The 22,311-nt window shown below is 70.2% G+C and carries 22 protein-coding genes; 15 read left to right on the top strand and 7 right to left on the bottom strand.

Annotated elements, in window-relative coordinates:
• Positions 1-47: 47 nt before the first annotated feature.
• Entirely contained in the window at positions 48-611 is a 564-nt protein-coding gene (locus ACFPL3_RS37435; RefSeq protein ID WP_343938970.1) for a type 1 glutamine amidotransferase domain-containing protein, read from the bottom strand.
• Between the two features lie 259 nt (positions 612-870).
• On the opposite strand from ACFPL3_RS37435, the gene ACFPL3_RS37430 reads away from it, so the two are divergent.
• Both ACFPL3_RS37430 and htpX read left to right on the top strand, forming a co-directional pair.
• Positions 871-1,449 (top strand): DsbA family protein, encoded by a 579-nt coding sequence (locus ACFPL3_RS37430; protein WP_343938968.1) that lies wholly within the window; start codon positions 871-873, stop codon positions 1,447-1,449.
• A 61-nt stretch (positions 1,450-1,510) separates the two neighbouring features.
• The gene (gene htpX, locus ACFPL3_RS37425; RefSeq protein ID WP_343938966.1) at positions 1,511-2,377 is read left to right on the top strand and encodes a zinc metalloprotease HtpX; all 867 of its coding nucleotides are present in this window, start codon (positions 1,511-1,513) and stop codon (positions 2,375-2,377) included.
• A gap of 241 nt (positions 2,378-2,618) precedes the next feature.
• Here htpX and ACFPL3_RS37420 read toward each other — a convergent pair whose 3' ends face one another.
• Entirely contained in the window at positions 2,619-3,296 is a 678-nt protein-coding gene (locus ACFPL3_RS37420; RefSeq protein ID WP_379590563.1) for a dienelactone hydrolase family protein, read from the bottom strand.
• 329 nt (positions 3,297-3,625) lie between these two features.
• Here ACFPL3_RS37420 and ACFPL3_RS37415 point away from each other — a divergent pair, with 329 nt between their 5' ends.
• The 4 genes from ACFPL3_RS37415 to ACFPL3_RS37400 all read left to right on the top strand — a co-directional run bounded on the left by ACFPL3_RS37415 (position 3,626) and on the right by ACFPL3_RS37400 (position 8,270).
• Positions 3,626-4,633, top strand: coding sequence for a S1C family serine protease (locus ACFPL3_RS37415; protein WP_343938961.1), 1,008 nt, complete (start codon positions 3,626-3,628; stop codon positions 4,631-4,633).
• Between the two features lie 10 nt (positions 4,634-4,643).
• On the top strand, positions 4,644-5,786 hold the full coding sequence (locus ACFPL3_RS37410; protein WP_343938959.1) for a baeRF10 domain-containing protein: 1,143 nt from the start codon (positions 4,644-4,646) through the stop codon (positions 5,784-5,786).
• 16 nt (positions 5,787-5,802) lie between these two features.
• Positions 5,803-6,363: a thioredoxin family protein gene (locus tag ACFPL3_RS37405; protein WP_343938957.1), complete on the top strand. Its 561-nt coding sequence runs from the start codon at positions 5,803-5,805 to the stop codon at positions 6,361-6,363.
• Between the two features lie 470 nt (positions 6,364-6,833).
• A complete protein-coding gene (locus ACFPL3_RS37400) occupies positions 6,834-8,270 on the top strand; it encodes a helix-turn-helix domain-containing protein (RefSeq protein ID WP_343938955.1) in 1,437 nt (478 codons plus the stop codon).
• 93 nt (positions 8,271-8,363) lie between these two features.
• On the opposite strand, the gene ACFPL3_RS37395 is transcribed toward ACFPL3_RS37400, so the two are convergent.
• The gene (locus ACFPL3_RS37395; RefSeq protein ID WP_343938953.1) at positions 8,364-8,582 is read right to left on the bottom strand and encodes a hypothetical protein; all 219 of its coding nucleotides are present in this window, start codon (positions 8,580-8,582) and stop codon (positions 8,364-8,366) included.
• 104 nt (positions 8,583-8,686) lie between these two features.
• Between ACFPL3_RS37395 and zwf the strand changes: the two genes are divergently transcribed.
• The 3 genes from zwf (at position 8,687) to ACFPL3_RS37380 (ending at position 11,746) form a co-directional block, all read left to right on the top strand.
• On the top strand, positions 8,687-10,567 hold the full coding sequence (zwf, locus tag ACFPL3_RS37390) for a glucose-6-phosphate dehydrogenase (RefSeq protein WP_343938951.1): 1,881 nt from the start codon (positions 8,687-8,689) through the stop codon (positions 10,565-10,567).
• A 131-nt stretch (positions 10,568-10,698) separates the two neighbouring features.
• On the top strand, positions 10,699-11,382 hold the full coding sequence (locus tag ACFPL3_RS37385) for a BON domain-containing protein (protein ID WP_343938949.1): 684 nt from the start codon (positions 10,699-10,701) through the stop codon (positions 11,380-11,382).
• Positions 11,383-11,386: 4 nt separating this feature from the next.
• Entirely contained in the window at positions 11,387-11,746 is a 360-nt protein-coding gene (locus ACFPL3_RS37380) for a hypothetical protein (protein ID WP_343938946.1), read from the top strand.
• 4 nt (positions 11,747-11,750) lie between these two features.
• Here ACFPL3_RS37380 and ACFPL3_RS37375 read toward each other — a convergent pair whose 3' ends face one another.
• Complete coding sequence (locus ACFPL3_RS37375; RefSeq protein WP_343938944.1) at positions 11,751-12,329, bottom strand: HdeD family acid-resistance protein; 579 nt, start codon at positions 12,327-12,329, stop codon at positions 11,751-11,753.
• 134 nt (positions 12,330-12,463) lie between these two features.
• Here ACFPL3_RS37375 and ACFPL3_RS37370 point away from each other — a divergent pair, with 134 nt between their 5' ends.
• Positions 12,464-13,627, top strand: a complete 1,164-nt coding sequence (locus ACFPL3_RS37370; protein ID WP_379590558.1) for a mechanosensitive ion channel family protein — start codon at positions 12,464-12,466, stop codon at positions 13,625-13,627.
• A 10-nt stretch (positions 13,628-13,637) separates the two neighbouring features.
• On the opposite strand, the gene ACFPL3_RS37365 is transcribed toward ACFPL3_RS37370, so the two are convergent.
• Positions 13,638-15,545: an MFS transporter gene (locus ACFPL3_RS37365; RefSeq protein WP_343938940.1), complete on the bottom strand. Its 1,908-nt coding sequence runs from the start codon at positions 15,543-15,545 to the stop codon at positions 13,638-13,640.
• A gap of 252 nt (positions 15,546-15,797) precedes the next feature.
• Here ACFPL3_RS37365 and ACFPL3_RS37360 point away from each other — a divergent pair, with 252 nt between their 5' ends.
• Together ACFPL3_RS37360 and ACFPL3_RS37355 are read left to right on the top strand one after the other, a co-directional pair.
• The gene (locus ACFPL3_RS37360; protein WP_343938938.1) at positions 15,798-16,226 is read left to right on the top strand and encodes a DUF2267 domain-containing protein; all 429 of its coding nucleotides are present in this window, start codon (positions 15,798-15,800) and stop codon (positions 16,224-16,226) included.
• Positions 16,227-16,260: 34 nt separating this feature from the next.
• Positions 16,261-16,635, top strand: coding sequence for an STAS domain-containing protein (locus ACFPL3_RS37355; protein ID WP_343938937.1), 375 nt, complete (start codon positions 16,261-16,263; stop codon positions 16,633-16,635).
• Here the strand turns inward: ACFPL3_RS37355 and ACFPL3_RS37350 are convergent.
• Both ACFPL3_RS37350 and ACFPL3_RS37345 read right to left on the bottom strand, forming a co-directional pair.
• Positions 16,624-17,199 carry an MEDS domain-containing protein gene (locus ACFPL3_RS37350; protein WP_343938935.1) on the bottom strand — a complete coding sequence of 192 codons (576 nt, stop codon included), beginning with the start codon at positions 17,197-17,199 and terminating at the stop codon, positions 16,624-16,626. The genes ACFPL3_RS37355 and ACFPL3_RS37350 overlap by 12 nt on opposite strands.
• A 118-nt stretch (positions 17,200-17,317) precedes the next feature.
• Complete coding sequence (locus tag ACFPL3_RS37345; RefSeq protein ID WP_343938933.1) at positions 17,318-19,096, bottom strand: PucR family transcriptional regulator; 1,779 nt, start codon at positions 19,094-19,096, stop codon at positions 17,318-17,320.
• A 192-nt stretch (positions 19,097-19,288) separates the two neighbouring features.
• Here ACFPL3_RS37345 and ACFPL3_RS37340 point away from each other — a divergent pair, with 192 nt between their 5' ends.
• The 3 genes from ACFPL3_RS37340 to dnaK are packed head-to-tail and all read left to right on the top strand — an operon-like array spanning position 19,289 to position 22,305.
• A complete protein-coding gene (locus ACFPL3_RS37340; RefSeq protein ID WP_379590554.1) occupies positions 19,289-19,846 on the top strand; it encodes an Hsp20/alpha crystallin family protein in 558 nt (185 codons plus the stop codon).
• Between the two features lie 13 nt (positions 19,847-19,859).
• Positions 19,860-20,414 (top strand): general stress protein, encoded by a 555-nt coding sequence (locus ACFPL3_RS37335; RefSeq protein WP_343938931.1) that lies wholly within the window; start codon positions 19,860-19,862, stop codon positions 20,412-20,414.
• 1 nt (position 20,415) lies between these two features.
• On the top strand, positions 20,416-22,305 hold the full coding sequence (gene dnaK, locus ACFPL3_RS37330) for a molecular chaperone DnaK (protein WP_343938929.1): 1,890 nt from the start codon (positions 20,416-20,418) through the stop codon (positions 22,303-22,305).
• The last annotated feature ends 6 nt before the right edge of the window (positions 22,306-22,311 follow it).

Here is a 22,311-nt window from a genome sequence, read left to right as displayed (position 1 = left end):
ACCGCGGGCCGGGCGTCGGCTGAGCGGGGGGCAGCTCCGCGCGGACACTACGGCGCACCGGCGACGTGCGCCGCGGCGAACTGTTCGATGATCGCTGCGCAGAACGCCGGCAGGTCGGCAGGCGAGCGGCTCGTCGTGAACTGCCCGTCGACCACGACCTCCTCGTCGACCCATTCCGCGCCGGCGTTGCGAAGGTCGTTCTGGAGGCTCGGCCACGAGGCGATCCGGCGGCCGCGGACGGCATCAGCCGCCAGCAGCATCCACGGCCCGTGGCAGATCGCCGCGACCGACCTGCCTGTGGTGACGAACTCACGGACGAACGCGACCGCGGCGGGGTCGATGCGCATCGTGTCGGGGTTCACCGTCCCACCTGGCAGCAACAGCGCGTCGTAGTCGTCCGCGGCGGCGTCGGTGACCAGCCGGTCCACGGGCAGTGTGCCGGCTGATACGAGGTCGAACTGGCGTGCCTGGATCTCGCCGGGGTGGAGCGAGAGCAACTCGGTGCGGGCGCCCGCGCCGTACAGCGCGCCGCGCGGTTGCTCGAGTTCCACCCGCTCGACGCCGTCGGTTGCCAGGATCGCGATCTTCCTGCCTTCGAGTGGGCGTGCCATGGACAGCTCCAGGTGTATCGGGGTGTGGGTGCCGGCTTCGCGGCCCCATCCACGATCCGGGGACGGTCGGCCGGCGACATCGGTCTGGCAGGACGAGATCGGCGTGCCGGGCCCGCCTGGTGGGGTCGGCCGCGAACACCGCCGACCTCGACACCGGAGCGGGGCAGCCTGCCCGGGCCCGGCAGGTCGAATGCAGGGCACCGCTTCTCGCGCTGCCGGACGGAAGCGGTGAGATCGATCGATTCGGCAGCATCCGTGCATGGATACGCAGCCCGTCTCCGGCATCCCATCTGTTCCGGTCCCGCACGGCACGACGCCGACCGGGGACGGTGTCGTCATAGGGGTCGGAGCGGTCGACGTCGATGCCTACATCGATTTCCAGTGCCCGTTCTGCAAGCAGTTCGAGCTGATGACCGGGCCGCTACTGGACAGGTTGGTCGCCAACCGTGCGATCCGCCTGATCTACCACCCGATGAACCTCCTGGACGCGGTCTCCACCGCCGCGTACTCCACCCGCGCGGGGGCCGCGTCGGGTGCGGCGGCGGATGCCGGTCGGTTCCGCGAATACACCCGTGTGCTCTTCGAGAACCAGCCGGCCGAGGGCGGCATGGGCCTGTCGGACGGCCAGCTCGTCGAGTTGGGCCGGGAGATCGGCATCACCGACCCGGCCTTCGCCGAGACCATCCGCACCGGCCGTTACCTACCGTGGCCCCGCTACGTCACGGAGCGCGCGATCGCGCGCGGTGTCGCCGGCACACCCAGCGTCTTCGCCAACGGCGTCCCCGTCGCGGCACGCCCGGGCGCGATCGTCAGCGCCGTCCACGCCGTGCTCGCGTGAGCACCTCGGGGGAGCGGGCCCTACGGGCGCTCCGGTCTCCGACCGGTCGGAGGTGTCGATCGTGCGCAGGCACGCCAACGGGCTGAAGACCGCGCTGCTGCTCGGTACGTTGAGCGGGCTGGTCCTGCTCGTGGGCTCGTTCTTCGGCAGGACCGGCCTGGTCCTCGCCCTGCTGGTCGCGCTCGGCATGAACGGCTATGCCTACTTCAACTCCGACAAGGTGGCGCTGCGCGCGATGCACGCGCGCCCCGTGTCGCGCTCGGAGGCACCGCTGATGCACCGCGTGGTCCAGGAACTGGCCGCTCGGGCGGGGGAGCCCATGCCGCGGCTCTACGTCAGCCCGACCGAGAATCCCAACGCCTTCGCCACCGGACGCAGCCCGCGCCATGCCGCGGTGTGCGCAACGGTCGGCCTGTTGCGGATCCTCGACGAGCGGGAGCTGCGCGCGGTGCTGGGCCATGAGCTGGCCCACGTCTACAACCGTGACATCCTCGTCGCGAGCGTGGCCGGAGCCCTTGCGAGCTTGATCACCTTCCTGGCCCAGCTGGCCGCGTTCGCCGGCCCCGTCGCCACCGACGAGGACGGCGACCACAACCCCATCGCGATGCTGCTGATCGTCGTTCTGGGACCGATCGCCGCCGCGATCGTGCAGCTGGCCGTGAGCCGAACCCGGGAGTACGAGGCCGACGCCTCCGGCGCCCGGCTGACCGGCGACCCGGTGGGGCTGGCGTCGGCGCTGCGCAAGCTCGAGCGGGGAGCGCGGGCGCTGCCGATGCGGCCGGAGCCGGCCGTGGTGCCGCAGTCCCACCTCATGATCGTCAACCCGTTCCGGCCCGGTGCGGGCATCGCCCGGTTGTTCTCCACCCATCCGCCGGTGACAGACCGTGTGCGGCGCCTCATGGAGATGGCCGGCCGCAGTTCCGGTTGATCTCAGCGCAGGGTTGTGCGGCTATTCGTCGTCGCCGGCGTCCTCGCCGGTGCATGTCTCGAGGTGCCGGGCCAACGCCCGGACCACGCCCTCCTCGCCGAAGGCGATGACGCGGGCACGGGCGCACCAGGGGCACGTCCTGCGCAGCAGGGGAGTACTCGGGGAGCGGTCCATGTACGAACAATAACCAGCGTACCGAGCCCCACGTCGGGGGGAATGACGCAGCGCACACGGCTGCCGGTCATGGCTGCGCGGACGCTTCCGTCCTCGCTCGCAGGAGCTCGCGGAACCAGTCCCGGCACATCTCTGCGAGGAGAGCCTGCGCGCCCGGCTCGTCGATCAGGTGGCCCACGTCGTCGAGAAGGGCGACCCGGGTCGGGCCGGCGATGCGATCTGCCGCGACCTCGTTCCGCTCTCGGAGCACCGTGTCGTACTCGCCCACCACGAGCAGGGTCGGTGCTCGCGCGATGAGGAGGAACTCGCCGGCGAGGTCGGGCCGACCGCTGGGCGACACCACGGCGCGAACCCACTGTGGCCGGGCCGCCGCCGCGATGAGGCATCCGGCCGCGGCGGAGTGCGCACCCAGGAGCCCGCCGGGAAGCCCGGCGGTCGCACCGTCGGACGCCAGCCGGTCGATCATCGCGATCGTGCGCACGCCCAGGAGGTTCGCGTCGAACCGCAGCTCGGCGGTCGCGGCGTCGATCCGCTGCTCCGCCGTGGTCAGCAGGTTCACCCTCACGGTCGCGACACGCACCTTGCCGAGCTCGTTCGACACGCGCAGGTCCCGCTCGTCGTCATCCCTCCCGCCCGGGCCTCGCGCGAGGACGACCACCCCGATCGGGCTCTCGGGCACCGCGACGTCGCCGCCGAGCTCGAGGCCGAGGACGTCGAAGTTCCGGGACTGCCGGACGATCGTCACGCGACGAACTCTTCCCGGGCGGCCGCGTCCTCGGCATGGCCCTGGCGAGGTGAGGATCCGCACGCGGATACGCCCTCTCGTCACGGTTCCACCTCGGCGCGATCCTTCTCGGAACCGGTGCAGGCGCACCAGGTCGTGTTCTCACGAACTGGGCCCGTCAGGGCCAGTGCGTGCGGAGACATCGGCCTCATCGGGCCGATCAACGCGCACCCACAGCACTGGAACGGTCGCAGGACCACGGGTGCCAACCGGCTGCCCGGATCGGAGAGCGAGGCCGTGCGATGAAGGTTGCGCCACAGCCGGTACGCCACGCTTTCCTGGTTCTGTCGGTGTTGGTCGTCGCGGTGGCGGGGTGCACGGCAGCCGAGGACGAGCCGTCGCCCCCGGTCCCAGGGGTGGCCGAGTCGCTGGAGGCGGAGTTCGCGTCGGTCGTCCAGGACGTGTTGCCTTCGGTCGTGGAGATCAGCCATGACGGAGGGGTGGGCTCCGGGGTGGTGTTCGACGACCAGGGCCACATCGTGACCAACGCCCATGTCGTGGGAACCGGCACGGAGTTCGAGGTGCGGCTGGCCGCCAGCAGCGTGGTCCGGCCGGCCACGCTGGTGGCCTCCTACCCGGTGGAAGACCTGGCGGTGATCCGCGTCGCGGACACCACCGGGCTGGTGCCGGCACGCTTCGGGGACACCCGGGACCTGCGGGTCGGTGACCTCGTGCTGGCGATGGGCAGCCCGCTCGGGTTGGAGAGCAGTGTGACGCAGGGGATCGTGTCGGCGCTGGGACGCACGGTGCCGGAGCCTCCCCAGGCAGAGATCGGATTCCCGGGGACGGCGCTGCGCCAGGTGATCCAGACCAGTGCCCCGATCAACCCGGGCAACAGTGGTGGGGCGCTTGTCGACCTCGACAGCGAGGTGGTCGGTCTGCCGACCCTCGCGGCGGTGAACCCGGGGATCGGCGGCGCGGCCCCAGGGGTGGGATTCGCGATTCCGGCGGACATCGTCAGCTCCCTCGCCCGGCAGATCATCGAGCACGGGCGGGTCGTGGATTCCGGGCGGGCAGCGCTCGGGATCACCGTCGCCACAGTGACGAACGACCGCGGGGAGCCGGTCGGAGCCGGTGTGGCCGCTGTCGATCCGGACGGCCCAGCCGCCGTGGCCGGGGTGCAGGTGGGGGACCTGATCATCCAGGTCGACGGCGAGGAGGTCCGCACGGCTCAGGACCTGCGGGCCCTGATCGCCGCGCGCAAGCCGGGCGACGTCGTCCGGCTCACGGTCGTGCGGCCACCGGCCGCCGAGCCCCACACGTTCACGATCAACCTCGGCGAGCTGCCCGCGGCCTGAGGAGGGCGTGATGTTGGAGGTCGAGACCGTCGATCGGATCTTGCGGATGCGCGGTGCCGGACTGCCGGTGCTGAGCCTGTACGTCCGGTTCGACCCCGCGGATCGACGGGCCTTCCCGAGCCGCGTCGACGAGCAGCTGCACGAGGTGCGGCTGCTCGCCAAGGACTCCTCGATGGAGCGTGACTCCCGGCTGTCGTTGCGCGGTGACATCGAGCGCATCGAGGAAGCCGTGCAGCAGGAGCGCCTTCACCCGCAGGCCGTGGCGTTCTTCTCGTGCTCGGGTCGAGGCGTGTTCGAGGACGTCGAGCTGCCACGATCCGTGCGTGACCGGTACGTGGTCGACGAGACAGCCTGGGTCCGGCCACTCGTGGCTGTACTCGACGAGTACCACCGCTGCCGCGTCGTGGTCATCGACCGCGGCCGCGCACGGTTCTTCGAGCTGTACCAGGACGAGGTGGTCGAATGCGCCGGCCGGCTCCGGGACCGGACGCTGCGCAAGCCCGACTACGCGGCCGGCATGCGGGAGCACACCGTCCACAACAAGGCCGAGCTGCTCGCGAAGCGGCACTACCGCGCCGTGGCCGAGCGGCTGGACGAGGAGGCCCGCCGCCACGAGTTCGACATCATCGCCGTCGGTGGTCACGACCACGAGATCCCCGAGTTCCTCGACCACCTGCCCGCAACCGTGCGCGAGCGCGTGGCCGGGACGTTCTCCGTCCACCCCCGCGAGGACGACCTCGGGAGGATCCGCAGGCGCGCCGAGCAGGTGGTGGAGCGCTACGAGCGGGCAGAGGAGCAGCGACTCGTGACCGAGACCCTCGAACGCTGGTCCTCGGGCGGGCTCGCGGTCGTCGGACTGGCCGAGTGCCTGTGGGCCGGAGCCACCGCCGCCGTGAACCAGCTCCTCGTGCAGGACGAGGTCGTGCTCCCGGGAACGGTCTGCGACAACGACGGCTACCTGGCCGTCGAGGGGGACCGGTGCCCGGTGTGCCGCCGGGAACTGCGCCGCACCCCGGATGTGGTGGACGAGCTCGTGCAGGCCGTCATCGACGAGGGCGGATCCGTCGAGCACGTCGCGGCGGACACGCCGCTGCGCGAGCACGTCACCGCCGCGACGCTCCGCTTCCGGCCGCCGCCGCACCCGGCGGTCTGACCTGGGGGAAGCCTCTGTGATCGCCCCGCCCCGCGTGCGTCTCGTCATCGAGGACGGGCTCGATGACGGGCTCGAGGCGTCATGGGACCCCTGCCTGGCGGCGTTGGAGCGGGTCTTCCGGCGGCTGGGTGCGGGTGTCACCGAATCGGAGACGCGCTCGGGCGTCGTCGGCTGCCCCCGGTGCGGACGGCGCAACCGGGTACCCGCCCTCGGGACGGGGGTACCGGTCTGCGGGAACTGCCGGCATGTCCTGCCGTGGATAGCCGCCGCCCGCGACGACGACTTCGCCGCGGTGGCGCAGCGGGCGACGCTGCCGGTGCTCGTGAATCTGTGGGCGCCCTGGTGCGGGCTCAGCTGGCTGGCCCGGCCGGTCGTCGAAGGTCTGGCCCTCCGCCGCCCGGGCGAGCTCAAGCTGGTGGAGGTGGACGTGGTCGCCGCACCGGAGGAGACCCGGCGGCTCGGGGTCCGTGCCGTGCCGACGCTACTCGTGCTGCGCGACGGGGAGGTGCTGGCCCGCCGCTACGGCGTCGCACCCTCCGATGAGCTGCGCGACTGGGTGGACGCGACGTTGCGGTGAGACGGTCGAACTCCGATCAGCACCTGCCTCGCGACGGCGTCCTCAGGAGAATCCAGGCGATGTCGGGGCGGCACGGACGCTGCGCGGGGAGCTGGACGGGTGGAGCGACATGACCGACCTCGACCCTCCCGGCGGCCGGTTGACCGGTCGTAGGCTGCCGTGTGCCGTGGTCCCTCGACCCCCGGCGAGCGGAGCGCTGGGACCGAGGTCGCGTGATGGTGGAGATTTCGACGAGTGGGCCGGCGTGCACGGTCGAGTTGGCCGGTATCGCCGAGCCCCGAGCAGTATCGATCAGCGGGCTGAGGCCGCTCGAGGAACTCGAGCTGCTCGGCATCGACTGCGCTGGACGTCGGGAATGCATCCGCGATCTGCCGTCCCCACCCACCCGCGTACCCGCCGGGGTGACCCGGCGGCAGCGAGAGCAAGGCGGGATACCCGGGGGTGACTGAGACGGAAGGAATGGGGTGCGGATGACAGTCGAACGGCCCTCGGGCAGCCAACGGGTGGCGGCCGACATCGCGGCCATCGCCGAGGCCCCGTTGAGCATCCCTGAGCGCGCACAGGCGCTCCTGGACCCCTTGGGCCGGCTGGTGCCGTTCCAGGGCGCCTGGATCTCCTTGCTCGACCCGGAACGCCGCACGCAGCCACCCGTTGTCGCCCACGGATTCGGCGCCGACCACATCGCGTACATGAGCGGACCGGCCGGGGTCGAGGAGATCGAACAGCTCGGCCTGTTCCGGCTGCGCGGGGCGACCCGCATCAGTGACCTCTCGGTTCCTCTGCAAGAGGTGTACAGCTGGACGCAGTTCCTGGCGCCGACCGGGTTCTGCGGTGGACTCGTGGTCGGCCTGTTCGCCCCGGACGGCCGTCACCTGGGGGTCCTCGGTCTCAACACCGATACCGATGCGCATCCCACCGAAGCCGCCCGCGACATGATCACCACCCTTGCCCCTGCGATCGCGCACGCGGTCGACCCGCTGCGCTCCATCACGGCCGCGGCGCGCGTCGTGACCGACGCCCGCGCCGGGGTTGTGCTCGCACAGAGCGGGGCCGTACTGCCGTTGCCGGGGGTCGGGGGAGATCCGCTGCTCGTGGCAGGTTCGCCAGTGCTGGCGGCCGCGGCGCAGCACATGGCCGATGGATCCACCTACGCCTCCTTCCTGTGCCCCTACCGCCAGCAGCAATCGCTCGAGCGCCACGCGCGGGTCACCGTGCTGGCGTGTGCGTCCCAGTCGGCGACCCACCTGGCGGCGGCGGTCCTGCTCTCCGCCCCCGGCGACATGCGAGCACTGACCGACCGGGAGCTGGAGATCCTCGGTAGGCTCGTCGAGGGCAGCTCCTACCGCCACATCGCCGCGACGCTGGGCCTGTCCGAATGCGCGATGGCCGGCCACATCGAGGACATCCGCGTCAAGCTCGAAGCCTCGACCCGCACGCTGGCCATGCTCAGGGCCGCCCGCCGAGGCCTGTACGTGCCCTCAGCGCTCGCTGCTCCACGCTCGGCCGACCGACGAGCGACCGCTCACCGAACCTCCGCACCCCGTCCCGCCGAGCGCCCGTTCGCGATGAGCCTGCCCGCCTCGCTCCGCCGCGCGGTCGAGGCCATCGAGGAACACCCGGAACACCGCTTCACCACACGGGACATCGCTGAGATCGCCCACGTCAGCCCACGGACCTTGCAGCAGGGGTTCCGCCAGCACATGGGCATCTCGCCCATGCGCTTTCTGCGAGAGGTCCGCCTCGCACGGGTCCACGACGACTTGCGCCGGGCCGGGCCCGGCGACACCACCGTCGCGCGGATCGCCCACCGGTGGGGCTTCACCAGCCTCAGCCGGTTCGCTGCCGCCTACCGGGCGAGTTTCGGCATCCACCCAGCGGGTACGTTGCGCGACCGGGAACGGCGGTAAGGGACGAATCCAGCTTCACCCACCCGGACGGGTCGCGTCACCGGGTGGACGCGGCTGCCGCCGCGCTCGGGGCCCGGGGCTCGCTCTCGCGGCTCAGTCGGAGTCCCGTTTCGTCGCGCGCTCGTGAGCGAGGAGCAGGCGGCCTGCGAACCACACCAGTGTCCGCGCCGAGGTGTCCACGCCCGGCATCACGCGCAGCGACTCGTAGGCGGTCTCGACGCACCGGACCAGCAGGAGCCGCTCCCGTTCGATCGCGGCGGCCACCTCCTCGGTCTCGGCGAAGGGGTTTTGGGGTCGGGCGGTCGATGTCACGGGTGTTGCCTCCGCGAGGGGGATCGGTCGGTGGACGCGACGATGGTCGGCCTCAACGGTGTCCCGCCGCACGGTGCCGGCGGCATCAGGATGGCCTTTCGACGTTGACCCGGCGGGACAGCCATGCCCGTTCAGCCGAGCCCGGCACGGTCCAACGCGTCCTCGGCGGCGTCGATGTGTCGCAGCGCCTCGGCGAGCGCCGCGGCGGCCAAGCCGGTGGGAACCGTTCCCGGCACGAAGCCGGCGCCCAGAAGGTCCCGCAGATCGCCGAGCAGGCCGTAGGCCAGGCTCCGGGCCTCCTCGAAAGTCTGCATGTCCTGCGGTCGCATGGGGCCTCCCTCTCCGCGGCGCGTCGTGATACCCGGAAACCCCTCCTCCGCGGCGCGAAACGACGCCGGCCGCTGGTGCTGCCGGATGGCACTGCCGGGCCGAGACACCACTGCCTGGTTCGACCGCGCGGGCTGAAGAAGCGCCGTGCAGCGGCCGCCGATGGTTGGCCCGCCGATCCGCGGTGTCCTGCCGTTCCGATGTCCTGCCGTTCCGAGGAGGAGATCCACGTGTCCACCGGTCCGGGCCAGGAAGGTCTGCCGGCGCCGCATGTTCTCGTCGTGCTGGGTGCGACCGGCGACCTGGCTCGGCGCAAGCTGTTCCCCGCGTTGTTTCGCCTGTGGCTGCTCGACCTGCTGCCCGAGAAGTTCCACCTGGTCTGTTCCGCCCGCGCCGCGCCGGAGAACCGGGACGTTTTCCTGACGATGGTCCATTCGGCCGTGGAGGTCTACCGCGGTGCGATCGATGAAGCCGGGTGGCGCCGGTTCGCGGAGAGGATCAGCTTCGTGCCGACGTCCGACGACGATGGCGCAGATCTGGAAAGTGCCATATCGGATGCTACAAAGGAGCTGGGTGGCGACGTCCACTGCGTCTACTATCTGGCGATACCCCCGTCGGCGACCGAGTCCGTCGTTCGAATGCTCGGCAAGTTCGACATCACCGACTCGGCGAAAATCGTCCTCGAGAAGCCATTCGGCACGGACCTGGAGTCCGCGCGCCGGCTCAACGCGACGCTCCGGGAGTTCTTCGACGAGGAGCGGATCTACCGGATCGACCATTTCCTCGGCAAGGAGGCCGTGCAGAACATCCTGGCGTTGCGGTTCGCCAACGGGCTGTTCCAGCCGGTGTGGAACCAGCAGCACATCTGCTACGTGCAGATCGATGTTCCGGAGGAGATCGACATCCAGGGCCGGGCCGATTTCATGGAGTCGACCGGGACGTTCCGGGACATGATCTCGACGCACCTCTTCCAGCTGCTCGGCTTCGTGGCGCTGGCGCCGCCGTCGCGGCTCGATGCCTGGTCACTGCGGCACGAGATGGTCAAGATCTTCCGTGCGCTCCGCCCACCGGATCCGAAGCGGGTCGTCTTCGGTCAGTACGAGGGATACCGCGAGGAAGCCGGCGTCGACGAGTCCTCCGGTGTGGAGACGTTCGTGGCGATGGAGGTCTACGTCGACGACTGGTGCTGGATCGGCGTGCCCTTCTACCTGCGGACGGGCAAGGCCCTCGCCGCGGCGCGCCGTACGATCACGATCGGCTTCCGGGAGCCTCCGCTCAAGGTCTTCCCGGGCGACGTCGACGACACCTGCAACGAACTGGTGCTCGAGCTCACCGACGACCCGAAGATCTTCGCCGACGTCCGTGCCAAGGTACCCGGCCCGACGTTCGAGCTCGGGCGCGGCCGGATGCGGCTCGCCCTCCTCGAGGCGTTCCCGGAGGCGGAGCCGCTCGAGGCCTACGAACGCCTGCTCCTCGACGTGATGCGTGGCGATCCGACGTTGTTCATCAGCACCGAGCAGGTGGAGCTCCTGTGGCAGCTGTTCGATCCGCTGCTGGACGAACCGCCACCACTGCAGCACTACCCGCGGGGGTCGTGGGGGCCGAGGGAAGCCCTGCAGCTCCCGGGCGAGCGCGGGTGGCGGTTGCCGGACTCGTAGCCCTCGCCGTGGGGGACGAGGTTCGGCCCGGAGGGCCAACTCCGCGCCGCCAACCCGGCTCTGCGGGGGGGAGGTGCCGATGCCGCGCGTTCGGCAGCGTGAAGCACCACGACGCAGTGGAAGGAGCATTCATGACCAGCACGATGACCTCCCAGGACGAGCAGATTCAGCGGGAAGTGCTCGCCGAGCTGGATTGGGATGCGAAGGTCCGTCCGAACGAGGTCGGCGTCGTCGTGAAGGACGGTGTCGTCACTCTGACGGGCTGGGTGGAGTCGTACGCGAAGAAGACGGCGGCGGAGCGCGCCGCGCACCGGGTGCGCGGCGTGAAGGCGGTCGCGAACGACATCGAGGTCCGCCTGCCCAGCTCCGCGGAGCGGACCGATGCCGACATCGCGGCGGAGGCGAGCCGTGCTCTGGCCTGGCAGGCGATGGTCCCCGCGGAACGCATCGAGGTCAGCGTCTCCCGCGGGTACGTCACGCTGCGTGGCGAGGTGTCGTGGGAATACCAGCGGCGCGCCGCCGAGCGGGCCGTGCGTCGATTGTCCGGCGTTCGCGGCGTCATCAACACCATTCGCGTCCGGCCTCCCGTGAGTCCCTCGCCCGAGCGACTGAGCAAGCAGATCCAGGACGCCCTGGTCCGGAACGCCGAGACGGACGCCGAGCGGATCAGCGTGGAGGTCCGGGGAGACAAGGCGATCCTGCGGGGAACGGTGCGCAGCTGGGCGGAGAAGGACGAGGCGGAACGCGTCGCCTGGTCCGCGCCCGGAGTGGTCGACGTCGACAACCAGATCACCGTCGATCCCTGGGCGACCTGAACCGATGGCGGTCGTACTGAACCAGAGGGCTCACGATCACGCACGGGGTCTGATCGTGGCGGGGAGATACGTGATCGACGATCGTGACGCGTGGAGTGAGCATCAGCCCTCCACGCGGCGCGAGAACGAGTTCATCGAACGACACGGGATCGCCGAGTACGCCCGATGGCACCTCGGGATCGACGAGGAACAGGGCGAGGACAAGAAGAGCCGCTACAAATTCCCGTACGGGGACTTCGAGGTGCTGCACCGGTGTGGGCTGCTCGCCGCGGAGTCCCGCGCCGGGCAGCGGCGGTACTACGACATCGAACTGGCGGTCGCCCACCTGCACGGCATGCTGGAAGCCCTTCAGCGCACCGGATGACCGGTCATCGCGTCAACGGCCGCAGCGTGACGGCGAGAGCCCCGAGCGTCGCACCGTAGACCAGCGCGAACACCCCGATCAGCACCGCCAGCCCGATCGCGCCCGCTTCCGGCCAGACCAGGATGACGGCTCCGGCGGCCACCGACAGAGCACCGGCCAGCGCGAGCAGCCAGATCCGGCCACGGGCACGTCGCAGCCGAAACGCTGTGGCGAGTTCAGCCAGCCCTGTCACCACCGCCCAGATCCCGACGACGATGGCGAGGGCGACCGCGGTGATCCCCGGCCAGATCAGTGCGATGACCCCCGCCGCGACGCCGGCGAGTCCGCCGAGCAGACCCAGCCACCAGCGGGTCCGCCGCCGGCGGCGGAACGCGTCGATCACCGTCGCCACGCCGTCGATGATCGCGTACACGCCGAAGGCGATGGCCAGCGCCAGGAGCGTCAGATCGGGCAAGAACAACGCGACGAGCCCGAACGCAACCGCCAGTACGGCTCGCAGGACGAGCATCGTGCGGACCGCCCGGGTTCCCAGGACCAACGGGTCCGTCGCCGGGTCGTCCAGGAACGATCGCTTCATGTCCATCGAGACACCTCTCGAGCCGGCGGGGTGGTGGCAGACACCTGGCGTCACTCGAAGGGATCGTGCGGCTCCTGGCGCGCCAGGCGCATGGGCCTCGGAGGGCGAGCGCCGTTCGAGGACATTGAACCCACGGAGGCATGCGACGTCCGGCCGGCGACTGGGAGCGTCACCGTGAGTTCGAGGGCCTACGGGAAGGCGCGGTGATGCTGGAAGATCCGACACTGCGCCTGCTCCTCGGCGTCGTCGCGTGGTCGGCTGGAGCGCTTCTCGTCGGATGGCTCACCGGGCTCGTGATCGGCCGGATCGCGAGGCGCACGAACAACCGACTGCTCGGTCTGCTGCACCGCCGCTGCCATCGCCCGCTGGTCCTGGTACTGCTCGTGTCGGCAGTGCACACGGCGATACCGGACACCGGGCCCGTCTCCGCGGCCCTCCGGCATGCGGTGCTTCTCGCCCTCATCGCTGCTGCCGCCTGGCTGGTCGTGCGACTCGTCTACGTCCTCGAGGACGTCGCGTTCCAATGGCTGGGGGGCCACGTGGCCGCCGGCCCACGGCGGCGCCGGGCCCGGACGCAGATCGATATGCTCCGCCGTCTGACGGCGGTCACCGTGACCATACTGGCGATGGGAACTGCGCTGATGACGGTTCCGTCGCTGCGGGCGCTCGGTACCTCGGTGCTCGCCTCCGCCGGTGTGGCCGGCGCGATCGCGGGGCTCGCCTCCCAGACGACTTTGCGCAATGTCGCGGCGGGGATCGAATTGGCCATGTCCAACCGACTCCGGGTCGACGACGCCGTGGTCGTCGAGGGCGAGTGGGGATGGGTGGAGGAGCTCACCCTGACCCATGTCGTCATCCGGCTGTGGGACGAGCGCAGGTTGATGCTCCCGACCACGTACTTCATCACGACGCCGTTCCAGAACTGGACGCGCACCGAGTCCCGGATCCTCGGATCTGTTGTCCTGCACCTCGACCCTCGCGCTCCGGTGCCGGAGCTGCGCGCCGAGGCACGGCGCATCATCGAGCAGTCGCCGCTGTGGGACGGGCGCGATTGGGTGCTGCAGGTCATCGATTCGACGCCGTGGTCGATGGTGGTGCGGACGCTCGCGTCGGCCGCCGACGCGCCCAGCTCGTGGGACCTCCGTTGCGAGATCCGGGAGCGGCTGATCACCTTCCTGCGGGAGGAGCACCCCGATGCCTTCCCCGGAGCACCGGCCGCCCGTCCGTGGTCCGCTCGTGCCGGTGCCGCCGACAACGAGCGAGCCGGTGCCTTCGTCATCAGGCCCGCTGAGCGGGGCGGATGAGGCTGCAGGATCAGCGTGCGGAGCCGGACGGCCGGGCATCGTCGCGACCTCGTCCTCGCCCTGCGCCGTAGCTGTCGCGGGACAACCGCAGGATGCGCCCCTCGTTCAGGGCCTGCCGCAGTGCGCGACGGAAGCGGCCAGGACCCCAGCGACGGCTGCCTGTGGACCTCGCGAGCGCTCGCCGTCCGGTGGGGCCGTCGTCCTCGACCGCCCGCTCGATCTCGGCGATCTCCCGATCCATGGCTTCGTCCGACGCGGCGGCCCAGCGGCTCGTCGTGCCCGCGGTGCCGATCTGACCCGGCGAGTAGAACGCCGACCCCGGGCCAGGGCGGAGCGCCCGCAGACCGCGCCGTTCGCGCGCGGCCCGTTCGCCTGAGCGCCGCGCGACCCGGACGTTGCCCTCGCGGGCCGCCCGCCGTTCCTCCTCGGTGGTGTGAACCGGTTCCCGGGCCGCCCGCACGGAGGTCTGCTCCGGCGGCTCGGCGTCGGCCTCCTCGGCTGTGAGCGGGGTGGCGATGTTCTCCAGCGACTTGCCCTCGGCGCGCACCCCGAGCACCAGCTCTGCCAGCCCGCCGATGGCCATGGCGCCGGCGCCGATGAAGAATCCCAGTGCGATGAGTCGCAGGTCGCCGCTGTGGATGAAGTTGCCGAACAGCAGCGGTCCCGCGATACCACCCGCTGCCGTGCCGGTCGCGTAGAACAGCGCGATCGCGAGTCCGCGGATCTCCAGCGGGAACACCTCGCTGACGGTGAGGTAGGCGGAGCTGGCGCCGGCCGATGCGAGGAAGAACGATGCGAGAAGCAGCACCATGAACGACGTCGTCGTGAGGGCCCCGTCGCCCAGCAAGACCCCGAGCACGGCGACCAGCACGGCCGAACCCAGGTAGGTCCCCGCGATCATCGGAATCCGGCCGACCGTGTCGAAGAGGCGGCCCAGCAGCAGCGGACCGAGGAAGTTGCTCGCGGCGAAGAGGACCATGTACGTGGGCACCGCCGACGAGCTGACCCCGAAGACCCCGCTCAGCAGCGTCCCCAGGTCGAACACGACCGCGTTGTAGAGGAAAGCCTGCCCGATGAACAGCGCCAGACCCAGGATCGCTCGGTTGGGGTAGCGGCGGAAGGCGACGCGAACGAGGTCCCGGTAGCGGATGTTCTGCCGCACTCGGACGGCGATCTCGTAGGAGGGCGGCGGCAGTTCGGTGCCCGCTTCCGCTCGTACCTCCTGCTCGATCCCCTCGACCATGCGCTCGGCTTCGCGCCCCCGCCCGTGAATCAACAACCATCGAGGGCTCTCCGGGACGTGCCTGCGCACGATCAGGATGCCCAGGCCGATGATGAAGCCGAGGCCGAAGGCGATCCGCCAGCCGAGGCTCGGTGCGAACAACGTCTCGTCGAGCAACAGCAGCGCGACGAGGGAACCGAGTCCGGACCCGACCCAGTAGCTTCCGTTGATGGCGAGGTCCACCTGCCCGCGGTTCCGGGCCGGGATCAGCTCGTCGATCGCTGAGTTGATCGCCGAGTACTCCCCGCCGATGCCGAACCCGGTGAAGAACCGGAACAGGAAGAAGTACCAGGGCGCGAAGGCGAAGGCCGTCGCGACGGTCGCCACCAGGTAGACGGCAAGGGTGATCATGAAGAGCTTCTTGCGCCCCCACCGATCGGTGAGCTGTCCGAAGAACAGCGCTCCGGTACACGCCCCTGCGACGTAGAGCGCCGCCCCCGTTCCGATGTCGGCGGCGGTCAGCGTGATGCCGCTGCCCGGCTCGATCATGCGCGACGCAATTGCGCCGACGATCGTGACCTCGAGGCCGTCGAGGATCCACACGGTCCCCAGGCCGATCACGATCCGCCAGTGGAATCGCGACCACGGCAGCCGGTCGAGCCGGGCCGGGATGTCGGTCCGAAGGGAGCGAGCCACGTCCGCCACGTGCCACCTCCAACTCGGGCAATGGGACAACGCGGATTCTGCGAGCCGACGTCGCGCACGAGCACCGACCCGGCGATGCAGGCCGGCGACGTGCCGTTCAGCCCCCTGGCGCAGTCCGGCTGATGCCCCGACGGGGCGAACGCCGCCGCGAACCATCACCTGGTAGGCGCAGGCCCGCGGACGGCGGACCCGTCACCGTGGTCGTCGGATGCCGTCCACAGCAGGGGGAGTAGGTGCACCGACATGAGCCTCACCGGATACCCGGCGTTCGACTCGACACTGGAGAAGACCAACGGGATCCTCAAGCAGATCGAGCGGTCCTACGGGTGGCCGAAGGAGCGCCGCAACCAGTCCTACGCCGCGCTGCGCGTCGTCCTGCACGCCCTTCGCGACCGGCTGGCGGTCGAGGAAGCGGCTCAGCTGTCCGCGCAGCTCCCGCTGCTGGTCCGAGGCATCTACTTCGAGGGGTGGGATCCGTCGAAGGTCCCGATCAAAATGCACCGGGACGAGTTCCTGCGGCGGATCCGCGACGAGTTCCCCTTCGAGATCCCCGGTGGACCCGAACGCCTCGTCGGCACGACCCTCGAGGCGCTGCGCCGCCACATCTCAGACGGTGAGTGGGACGACGTCCGCGCGAGCTTGCCCGACGACATCGTGGCCGTGCTGCCGTGACCAGATCCGAACCGATGGACCGAGTCGAGGACGAATGGTGAACAAGACGAGCCGCACCTGGTTGCCGGAAGACGAGTACGCATTCGCTGTGGCCGTCCGGCGGAGGGATGCGGTGACGACGGTCCACGTGGCCGGCGAGATCGACAGCTTCACCGGAGGGGACCTCGAGGCGGTGATCCACGAGCAGCTGGCGCACCGCCCGATTCGGCTGATCGTGGACCTGTCCCGGGTCGCTGTCCTGGGATCGACGGGGCTTGCGCTCCTCACCCGGGCGAAGAACGTGTGTCGTGAACGGGGCGTCGAGCTGGCGCTCGCCGGAAGCAGCCGCATGGATCTCGTGCGGCAGCTGAAGATCACTGGGCTGGAGCGGTTGTTGGTCACCGGTTCTGCCGGTGCTTCACAGCCATGACCCGGGATCCATCGAGCTGTCCGCTTCCGAGGTGTACGGGTTCTCCAACATCACGCCGCCGACCCGCACCTTCGCATGCATGCTGATCAATTCGTAGATGACGTAGTCGACCCGGTTCAGGTCGTACAAGCAGACGCAGCTCTGCGCATAGGATGTCGCCAAGGTCGTCGCATTCGCCTCGTACCGGGTGATGTCATCGCCCTGGTCCGGCAACACCCAGCTCACGTCGGCGACCACGCGGGCGGACGTGGCGTCCTCCCGCTCGAACGTGGCGCGGGACCAGTCCGCGATGAGTCTCGTCGTCGGCGGCGTGGGGGCTTCGCTCCGAAACCTGTGCGGCCGGCGGTTGACGTCCAGCCTGCTCACATCGGAGCCCCGGAGAGCGGACAGGACCGCCGCGCTCTCGGGTGCGCCGGCGACGCACAGGCAGGTGTGCCCGATCTGCAGGCCGTCGCGCAGGTAGGCCGCCATCAGCCGGTCGCGCTCGTCATCGCTGCGGTAGAGCACGCAGACGTGCTCGCCCGGCCGACGGGCCACGACAGCGGAGTCGAGTTCTTGAAGCATGATTTTTCCTCAGCGGTTCGGGTGTGCCGCGGTGTGGGGTGGGCCAGTGAACGCACGGCGGGCGGGCCAGGCAATATGGCGCCGCAACTTCTGCCCTGCGGGGGGCAACCCCCCGCCGTCACAGCGCGCCGTGCAGGATCTGCCAGGCCCGGGTGGCGATGTGCAGGTTCAGCCTGCTGTCCACCGAGCCCAGGTCGTGGCCGCTGAGTTCGCGGATGCGCCGCAGCCGGTAGCGGAGGGTGCTGCGGTGGATGTGCAGCGCGCGGGCGGTGGAGTCGTAGTTCCCACCGCACTCGAAGTACTGCCACAGCGTTCTGACCAGGTCAGACCGGCTCGTCCCGTCGTAGTCGATCAGCGACCCGAGCCATTCCCGGACGAACTCCTTCACATCGTGGTCGTCTTGCCCCCCCGAGAGCAACCGGTAGATGCCGAGATCCTCGTACGCCGTGACCCCGGACGGGGACGACGATCCCAGCCGGACGCGCACCGCTCGCATCGCCTCGGCGTAGGACCGCGGGAATTCGGAGACGGTGTCGCACACCCCACCCACGCCGATCGCACCAGATCCCGATCGCAGGCTCGTCGTCAGAGCGCGGTGCAGCTCGTCCCACCGTCGCCGGTCGTCCTGACCCTCTCGCGTAGCGACGAGCACGACCCCGTCAGGCCGTCTCGTGAGCAGAGCGCGGAACGTGCGGACGCGGTTCACAGCGTTCCCGATCGCACGGACCAGCACATCGTCACTCTTCACGCCGGGCCAGCGCACGACCACGACCTGGTGCGGTGCCTGCAGGTCGTGGCCAAGGGCCTGGGACCTGGCCACCGCGCTCCGGTCGTCAGTGCCGGTGAGGAGGTCGTCCACCAGATCCCGGCGCAGCCTCAACTCGGTCTCGGCCAGGCTGCGCTGGTGTGCCAGCTCCATCGTCAGCACCACGGCGCCCTGCTCGAGCGCGAACATGTCGTGCTCAGCTGCTCGTCGCCTCGGATCGACGAGTGCGAGCACGCCGAGCACTTCGTTGTGCGGCTGGGCCACCGCGATCACCCGGTCGCGGTCGCGGATCGGCCGCGGGCTGCGGCGGGCGTCGGCGAGGACCTCGGCACGCCGCCGGGCCGACGGTCGCGGGTACGGGTCCGGGCGATTCGGGCCCGCCCAGGCAAGCAGGTTGCCGAACCGGTCTTCCACCGCGACCGGCAATCCGGTGAGCTGATGCAGGATCTCGCTGATTCCCGCCTCGCCGGCCCCCGATGCGGCGACGGCGGTCAGCTTCTCGTGGATCTCCCTGCGGCGTTCCAGATCGTTGACGCTCGCGGCGAGTCGCTCGTTGGCCTCCGCGAGCTTGACGTTCAGGGTGCGCAGCTCCCGGGCGGTCTCCCCGTCTCGCTGGTGCAGAGCAGCTGTCGTGAGGGCCCGTCCCGTCTGCTGCGCGAGCACCTGCAGCAGGAAGAGCTCGTCCTCCGACGGGGCGGTATCGGCGCCGACGACGAGATAACCCGCATGACCGCCGACGGCGCGCAGGGCGTAGGCCCGGGCCCACGGCGACCGGGTCCCGGTGACCGAGCCGTCGGCGCCGTCCAACTCCTTGAGGCGGGTACTGAGCTCCGGCCAGTCGAGCGCACTGCCATCCGGGGCGCAAAGAACGCTCCCTGTGCTGATCAGGAGGCTGGCGACGGGGCGGCAGGATGTCAGCGAGCTGATCGAGGACACGGCGAGCGAGACGATCTGCCGCTCGTCGTGTCCGTCGGACATCACCATCGACAGCGAGATCAGGTTGCACAGGCGCGAAAGCTGCCCACGAACCGCACCGACCCGTTGAGCATCATCCATCTCTGCATCTCCCAACTCGAGGGTACTTGGCGCGAGGGCTCGTGGCAGCCGCTGGCGGACGACGACGCTACGCAAGCGATACCTTGATCGGCACCACGTGGAACGGCCCAGGAGGCCCTGCGGACGCGGCTTCGCCGACGCCTCCCGAGGCGTTGCTTGAGCGCTCAGCTGGAGACAGTCGGCAACGCATGGCCCGCTTCCGCACGGCGAGTCGTCGCAGGTCACGGAGCGTAGACCGGCCTGGCGTGGTGAAGCCCACCGGCGCGGTTGCATCCCGCGGACCGACGCGGCGGCGTGCGCATGCGGCAACCGTGGGCGGAGCTCACTGACCCGAGCCAGTTGGAGGCACTCGTGACCCTCATGCGATTCGACCCCTTCCGCGAACTCGACCGGCTTGCCGAACAGACTCTCTCGGCCGGGACCCGTGCCATCCGCACCATGCCGATGGAGGCGCTGCGGCGGGGTGACGAGTTCAAGGTCTTCATCGACCTGCCCGGCGTCGACCCCAACGACATCGACCTGACCGTCGAGCGCAATGTCGTGAGCGTGCGCGCGCGTCGCGCGCCCGCGCACCAGGAAGGCGACGAGGTGCTCATCGACGAGCGGGCCTACGGCGAGTTCAGCCGCCAGCTGTTCCTCGGGGACAACCTCGACCCGGACCGCCTGTCCGCCGACACCCGCGACGGCGTTCTGGAGCTGACGATCCCCGTCAGCGAGGCGAGCAAGCCACGCCGGGTCGCGCTCGGCTCCGGCAACACGACCGGGAGCGGGACCGGTTCCACAACCGCGCGCGCATCGGCGAGCAGCCGGGCGTCCGCCGAGTGACCCGGAGCCGATCATGACCGCCGAACAGCCGCGACAGGTCGCGAGCGCTGCCGCCGGCACGCGTGGGCGCATTTCCGGGCGGCCGTGGTCGCCCGGAAGCCCGGAAAGCGCGAGTCAGTGGGCGCGGCGGACCGTCGCTGCCTACAACGACTACGAGCAGGCCGAACGGGCCGTCGATCGGCTTGCCGACCTGGACTTCCCGGTCGAGCGCGTGGCGATCATCGGTCAGGACATGCAGACCGTCGAGCAGGTCACGGGCCGGATGACCTACCCCCTTGCGGCCTGGCGTGGAGCACTCAGCGGTGCCGTACCCGGTGCGTTGATCGGGTGGATCTTCGGGATCTTCGATTGGGTCAATCCGCTGATCACCGGTCTGCTGCTCGCCCTCTACGGCCTCGTGATCGGCGCCGTGATCGGGGCGATCATCGACCTGATCATCTACGCGATGCAGCGGGGACGTCGCGACTTCGCATCGGTGACGATCATGAGCCCGAAACGCTACGAGGTGGTCGTCGACGACGAGGTCGCCGACGAGGCAGCGCGACTTCTGAACGAGGCGGGGGCCTGACATGGCGCGAGCCGTTGGAATCGACCTGGGCACGACCAACTCCGTCATCGCGGCCTGGGAGGGAGGCGAGGCCGCGGTCGTCCCGAACGCCGAAGGCGCCCGGACGACGCCCTCCGTGGTGGCCTTCACCGAGAACGGTGAACGGCTCGTGGGGCAGCTGGCCCGCCGGCAGGCGATCCTGAACCCCGGGGGCACGGTCTACTCGGTCAAGCGATTCATCGGGCGTCGCTTCGAGGAGGTCGAGGAGGAAGCGAACCAGGTCACCTACGACGTCGTGCCCGACGCGAACGGACTGGCGCGGGTCAAGGTCCGGGACAAGCTGTACGCCCCGGAGGAGATCTCGGCGCTGATCCTGCGCAAACTGGCCGACGACGCGGGTCGCCACCTCGGGGAGCGGGTCACAGAGGCTGTGATCACCGTGCCGGCCTATTTCAACGACGCGCAGCGCACCGCCACCCGGGACGCGGGAAAGATCGCCGGCCTCGAGGTGCTGCGGATCATCAACGAGCCGACCGCGGCCGCACTGGCGTACGGGCTGGACAAACGCGGGCACGAGACGGTGCTGGTCTACGACTTCGGCGGCGGCACCTTCGACGTCAGCGTTCTCGACGTGGGCGACGGCGTGGTGGAGGTGCGCGCCACCGCAGGAGACACCCACCTCGGCGGTGACGACTTCGACCGGCGGATCGTCGACCACCTCGCCGAGGCCTTCCAGAAGGACAACGGCATCGACCTGCGGAAGGACCCGCAGGCGTTGCAGCGTCTCTACGAGGCCGCCGAGAAGGCGAAGATCGAGCTGAGCTCGGTCACGCAGACACAGGTCAGCCTGCCGTTCATCACGGCGGACGCGAGCGGGCCCAAACACCTGACGACCACGCTGATGCGCTCGACGTTCGAGCAGCTCACGGCGGATCTCATCGAGCGCACGATGGAGCCCGTCCAGCGCGCGATGTCCGATGCGAAGGTCGGCGCCGATGACATCGACGAGGTCATCCTCGTCGGTGGTTCCACCCGGGTCCCGGCCGTGCAGAACCTGGTGCGCCGGCTCACCGGTGGCAAGGACCCGAACATGACCGTGAACCCGGACGAGGTCGTCGCCATCGGTGCGGGGATCCAGGCCGGGGTGCTCAAGGGCGACGTGTCCGATGTGCTGCTGCTCGACGTCACCCCGCTGTCGCTGGGTGTGGAGACGCAGGGCGGGGTGATGACCAAGGTCATCGAGCGCAACACGACGATCCCCGTCCGGCGCAGCGAGACGTTCACCACCGCGACCGACAACCAGCCGGCCGTGGACGTCGTGGTGCTGCAGGGCGAGCGTGAGCTCGCCGCCGACAACCGAGTGCTCGGCCGGTTCCAGCTCACCGACATCAGGCCTGCCCGGCGGGGTGAACCGCAGATCGATGTCACCTTCGACATCGACGCGAACGGCATCCTCCACGTCACCGCGAAGGACAAGGACACGGGGGCCGAGCAGGGCATCACCATCTCGGACAGCACCAACCTCGACCAGTCCGAGGTCGAGCGGATGGTGCAGGAGGCCGAGCGGAACCGCGAGGCAGATCAGCGGTTGCGCCAGGAGGTCGACGCACGCAACGACCTCGACACGATCGCCCACCAGGTACAGCGGCGCCTGGACGAGATCGGCGACGCCGCCCCGGAGCACCAGCGCGCGCGTGCCGAGATGCTCGTGGCCGACGCCCGGCAGGCGGTCGCCGACCAGGCCCCTCTCGACCGGGTGCGCGAGCTGACCGGCGAGCTGCAGCAGGTCCTTGCCGGACTGGTCGCCGGCGGCAGCACCGGCGGCACCGACGACGCCGCGGGCGGGTCGGCACAGGACGGCGATCGTGGCGGCGCCGACGACGTCATCGACGCCGAGTTCGACCGGAGCTGAGGTCGC

The organism is Pseudonocardia zijingensis (assembly GCF_042657305.1).
GTDB classification, from domain to species: domain Bacteria; phylum Actinomycetota; class Actinomycetes; order Mycobacteriales; family Pseudonocardiaceae; genus Pseudonocardia; species Pseudonocardia zijingensis.
The sequence above is the reverse complement of the archived record's forward strand: the minus strand, read 5'-3'. Positions and strand labels throughout refer to the sequence as shown.

What these genes read in the sequence shown, in the direction of transcription:
- ACFPL3_RS37435 (WP_343938970.1), bottom strand. Translation starts at nt 611, where the DNA reads ATGGCACGCCCACTCGAAGGCAGGAAGATCGCGATCCTGGCAACCGAC.
- ACFPL3_RS37430 (WP_343938968.1), top strand. Translation starts at nt 871, where the DNA reads ATGGATACGCAGCCCGTCTCCGGCATCCCATCTGTTCCGGTCCCGCAC.
- ACFPL3_RS37410 (WP_343938959.1), top strand. Translation starts at nt 4,644, where the DNA reads ATGTTGGAGGTCGAGACCGTCGATCGGATCTTGCGGATGCGCGGTGCC.
- ACFPL3_RS37400 (WP_343938955.1), top strand. Translation starts at nt 6,834, where the DNA reads ATGACAGTCGAACGGCCCTCGGGCAGCCAACGGGTGGCGGCCGACATC.
- ACFPL3_RS37385 (WP_343938949.1), top strand. Translation starts at nt 10,699, where the DNA reads ATGACCAGCACGATGACCTCCCAGGACGAGCAGATTCAGCGGGAAGTG.
- ACFPL3_RS37380 (WP_343938946.1), top strand. Translation starts at nt 11,387, where the DNA reads ATGGCGGTCGTACTGAACCAGAGGGCTCACGATCACGCACGGGGTCTG.
- ACFPL3_RS37375 (WP_343938944.1), bottom strand. Translation starts at nt 12,329, where the DNA reads ATGGACATGAAGCGATCGTTCCTGGACGACCCGGCGACGGACCCGTTG.
- ACFPL3_RS37370 (WP_379590558.1), top strand. Translation starts at nt 12,464, where the DNA reads ATGCGACGTCCGGCCGGCGACTGGGAGCGTCACCGTGAGTTCGAGGGC.
- ACFPL3_RS37360 (WP_343938938.1), top strand. Translation starts at nt 15,798, where the DNA reads ATGAGCCTCACCGGATACCCGGCGTTCGACTCGACACTGGAGAAGACC.
- ACFPL3_RS37355 (WP_343938937.1), top strand. Translation starts at nt 16,261, where the DNA reads ATGGTGAACAAGACGAGCCGCACCTGGTTGCCGGAAGACGAGTACGCA.
- ACFPL3_RS37350 (WP_343938935.1), bottom strand. Translation starts at nt 17,199, where the DNA reads ATGCTTCAAGAACTCGACTCCGCTGTCGTGGCCCGTCGGCCGGGCGAG.
- ACFPL3_RS37335 (WP_343938931.1), top strand. Translation starts at nt 19,860, where the DNA reads ATGACCGCCGAACAGCCGCGACAGGTCGCGAGCGCTGCCGCCGGCACG.
- dnaK (WP_343938929.1), top strand. Translation starts at nt 20,416, where the DNA reads ATGGCGCGAGCCGTTGGAATCGACCTGGGCACGACCAACTCCGTCATC.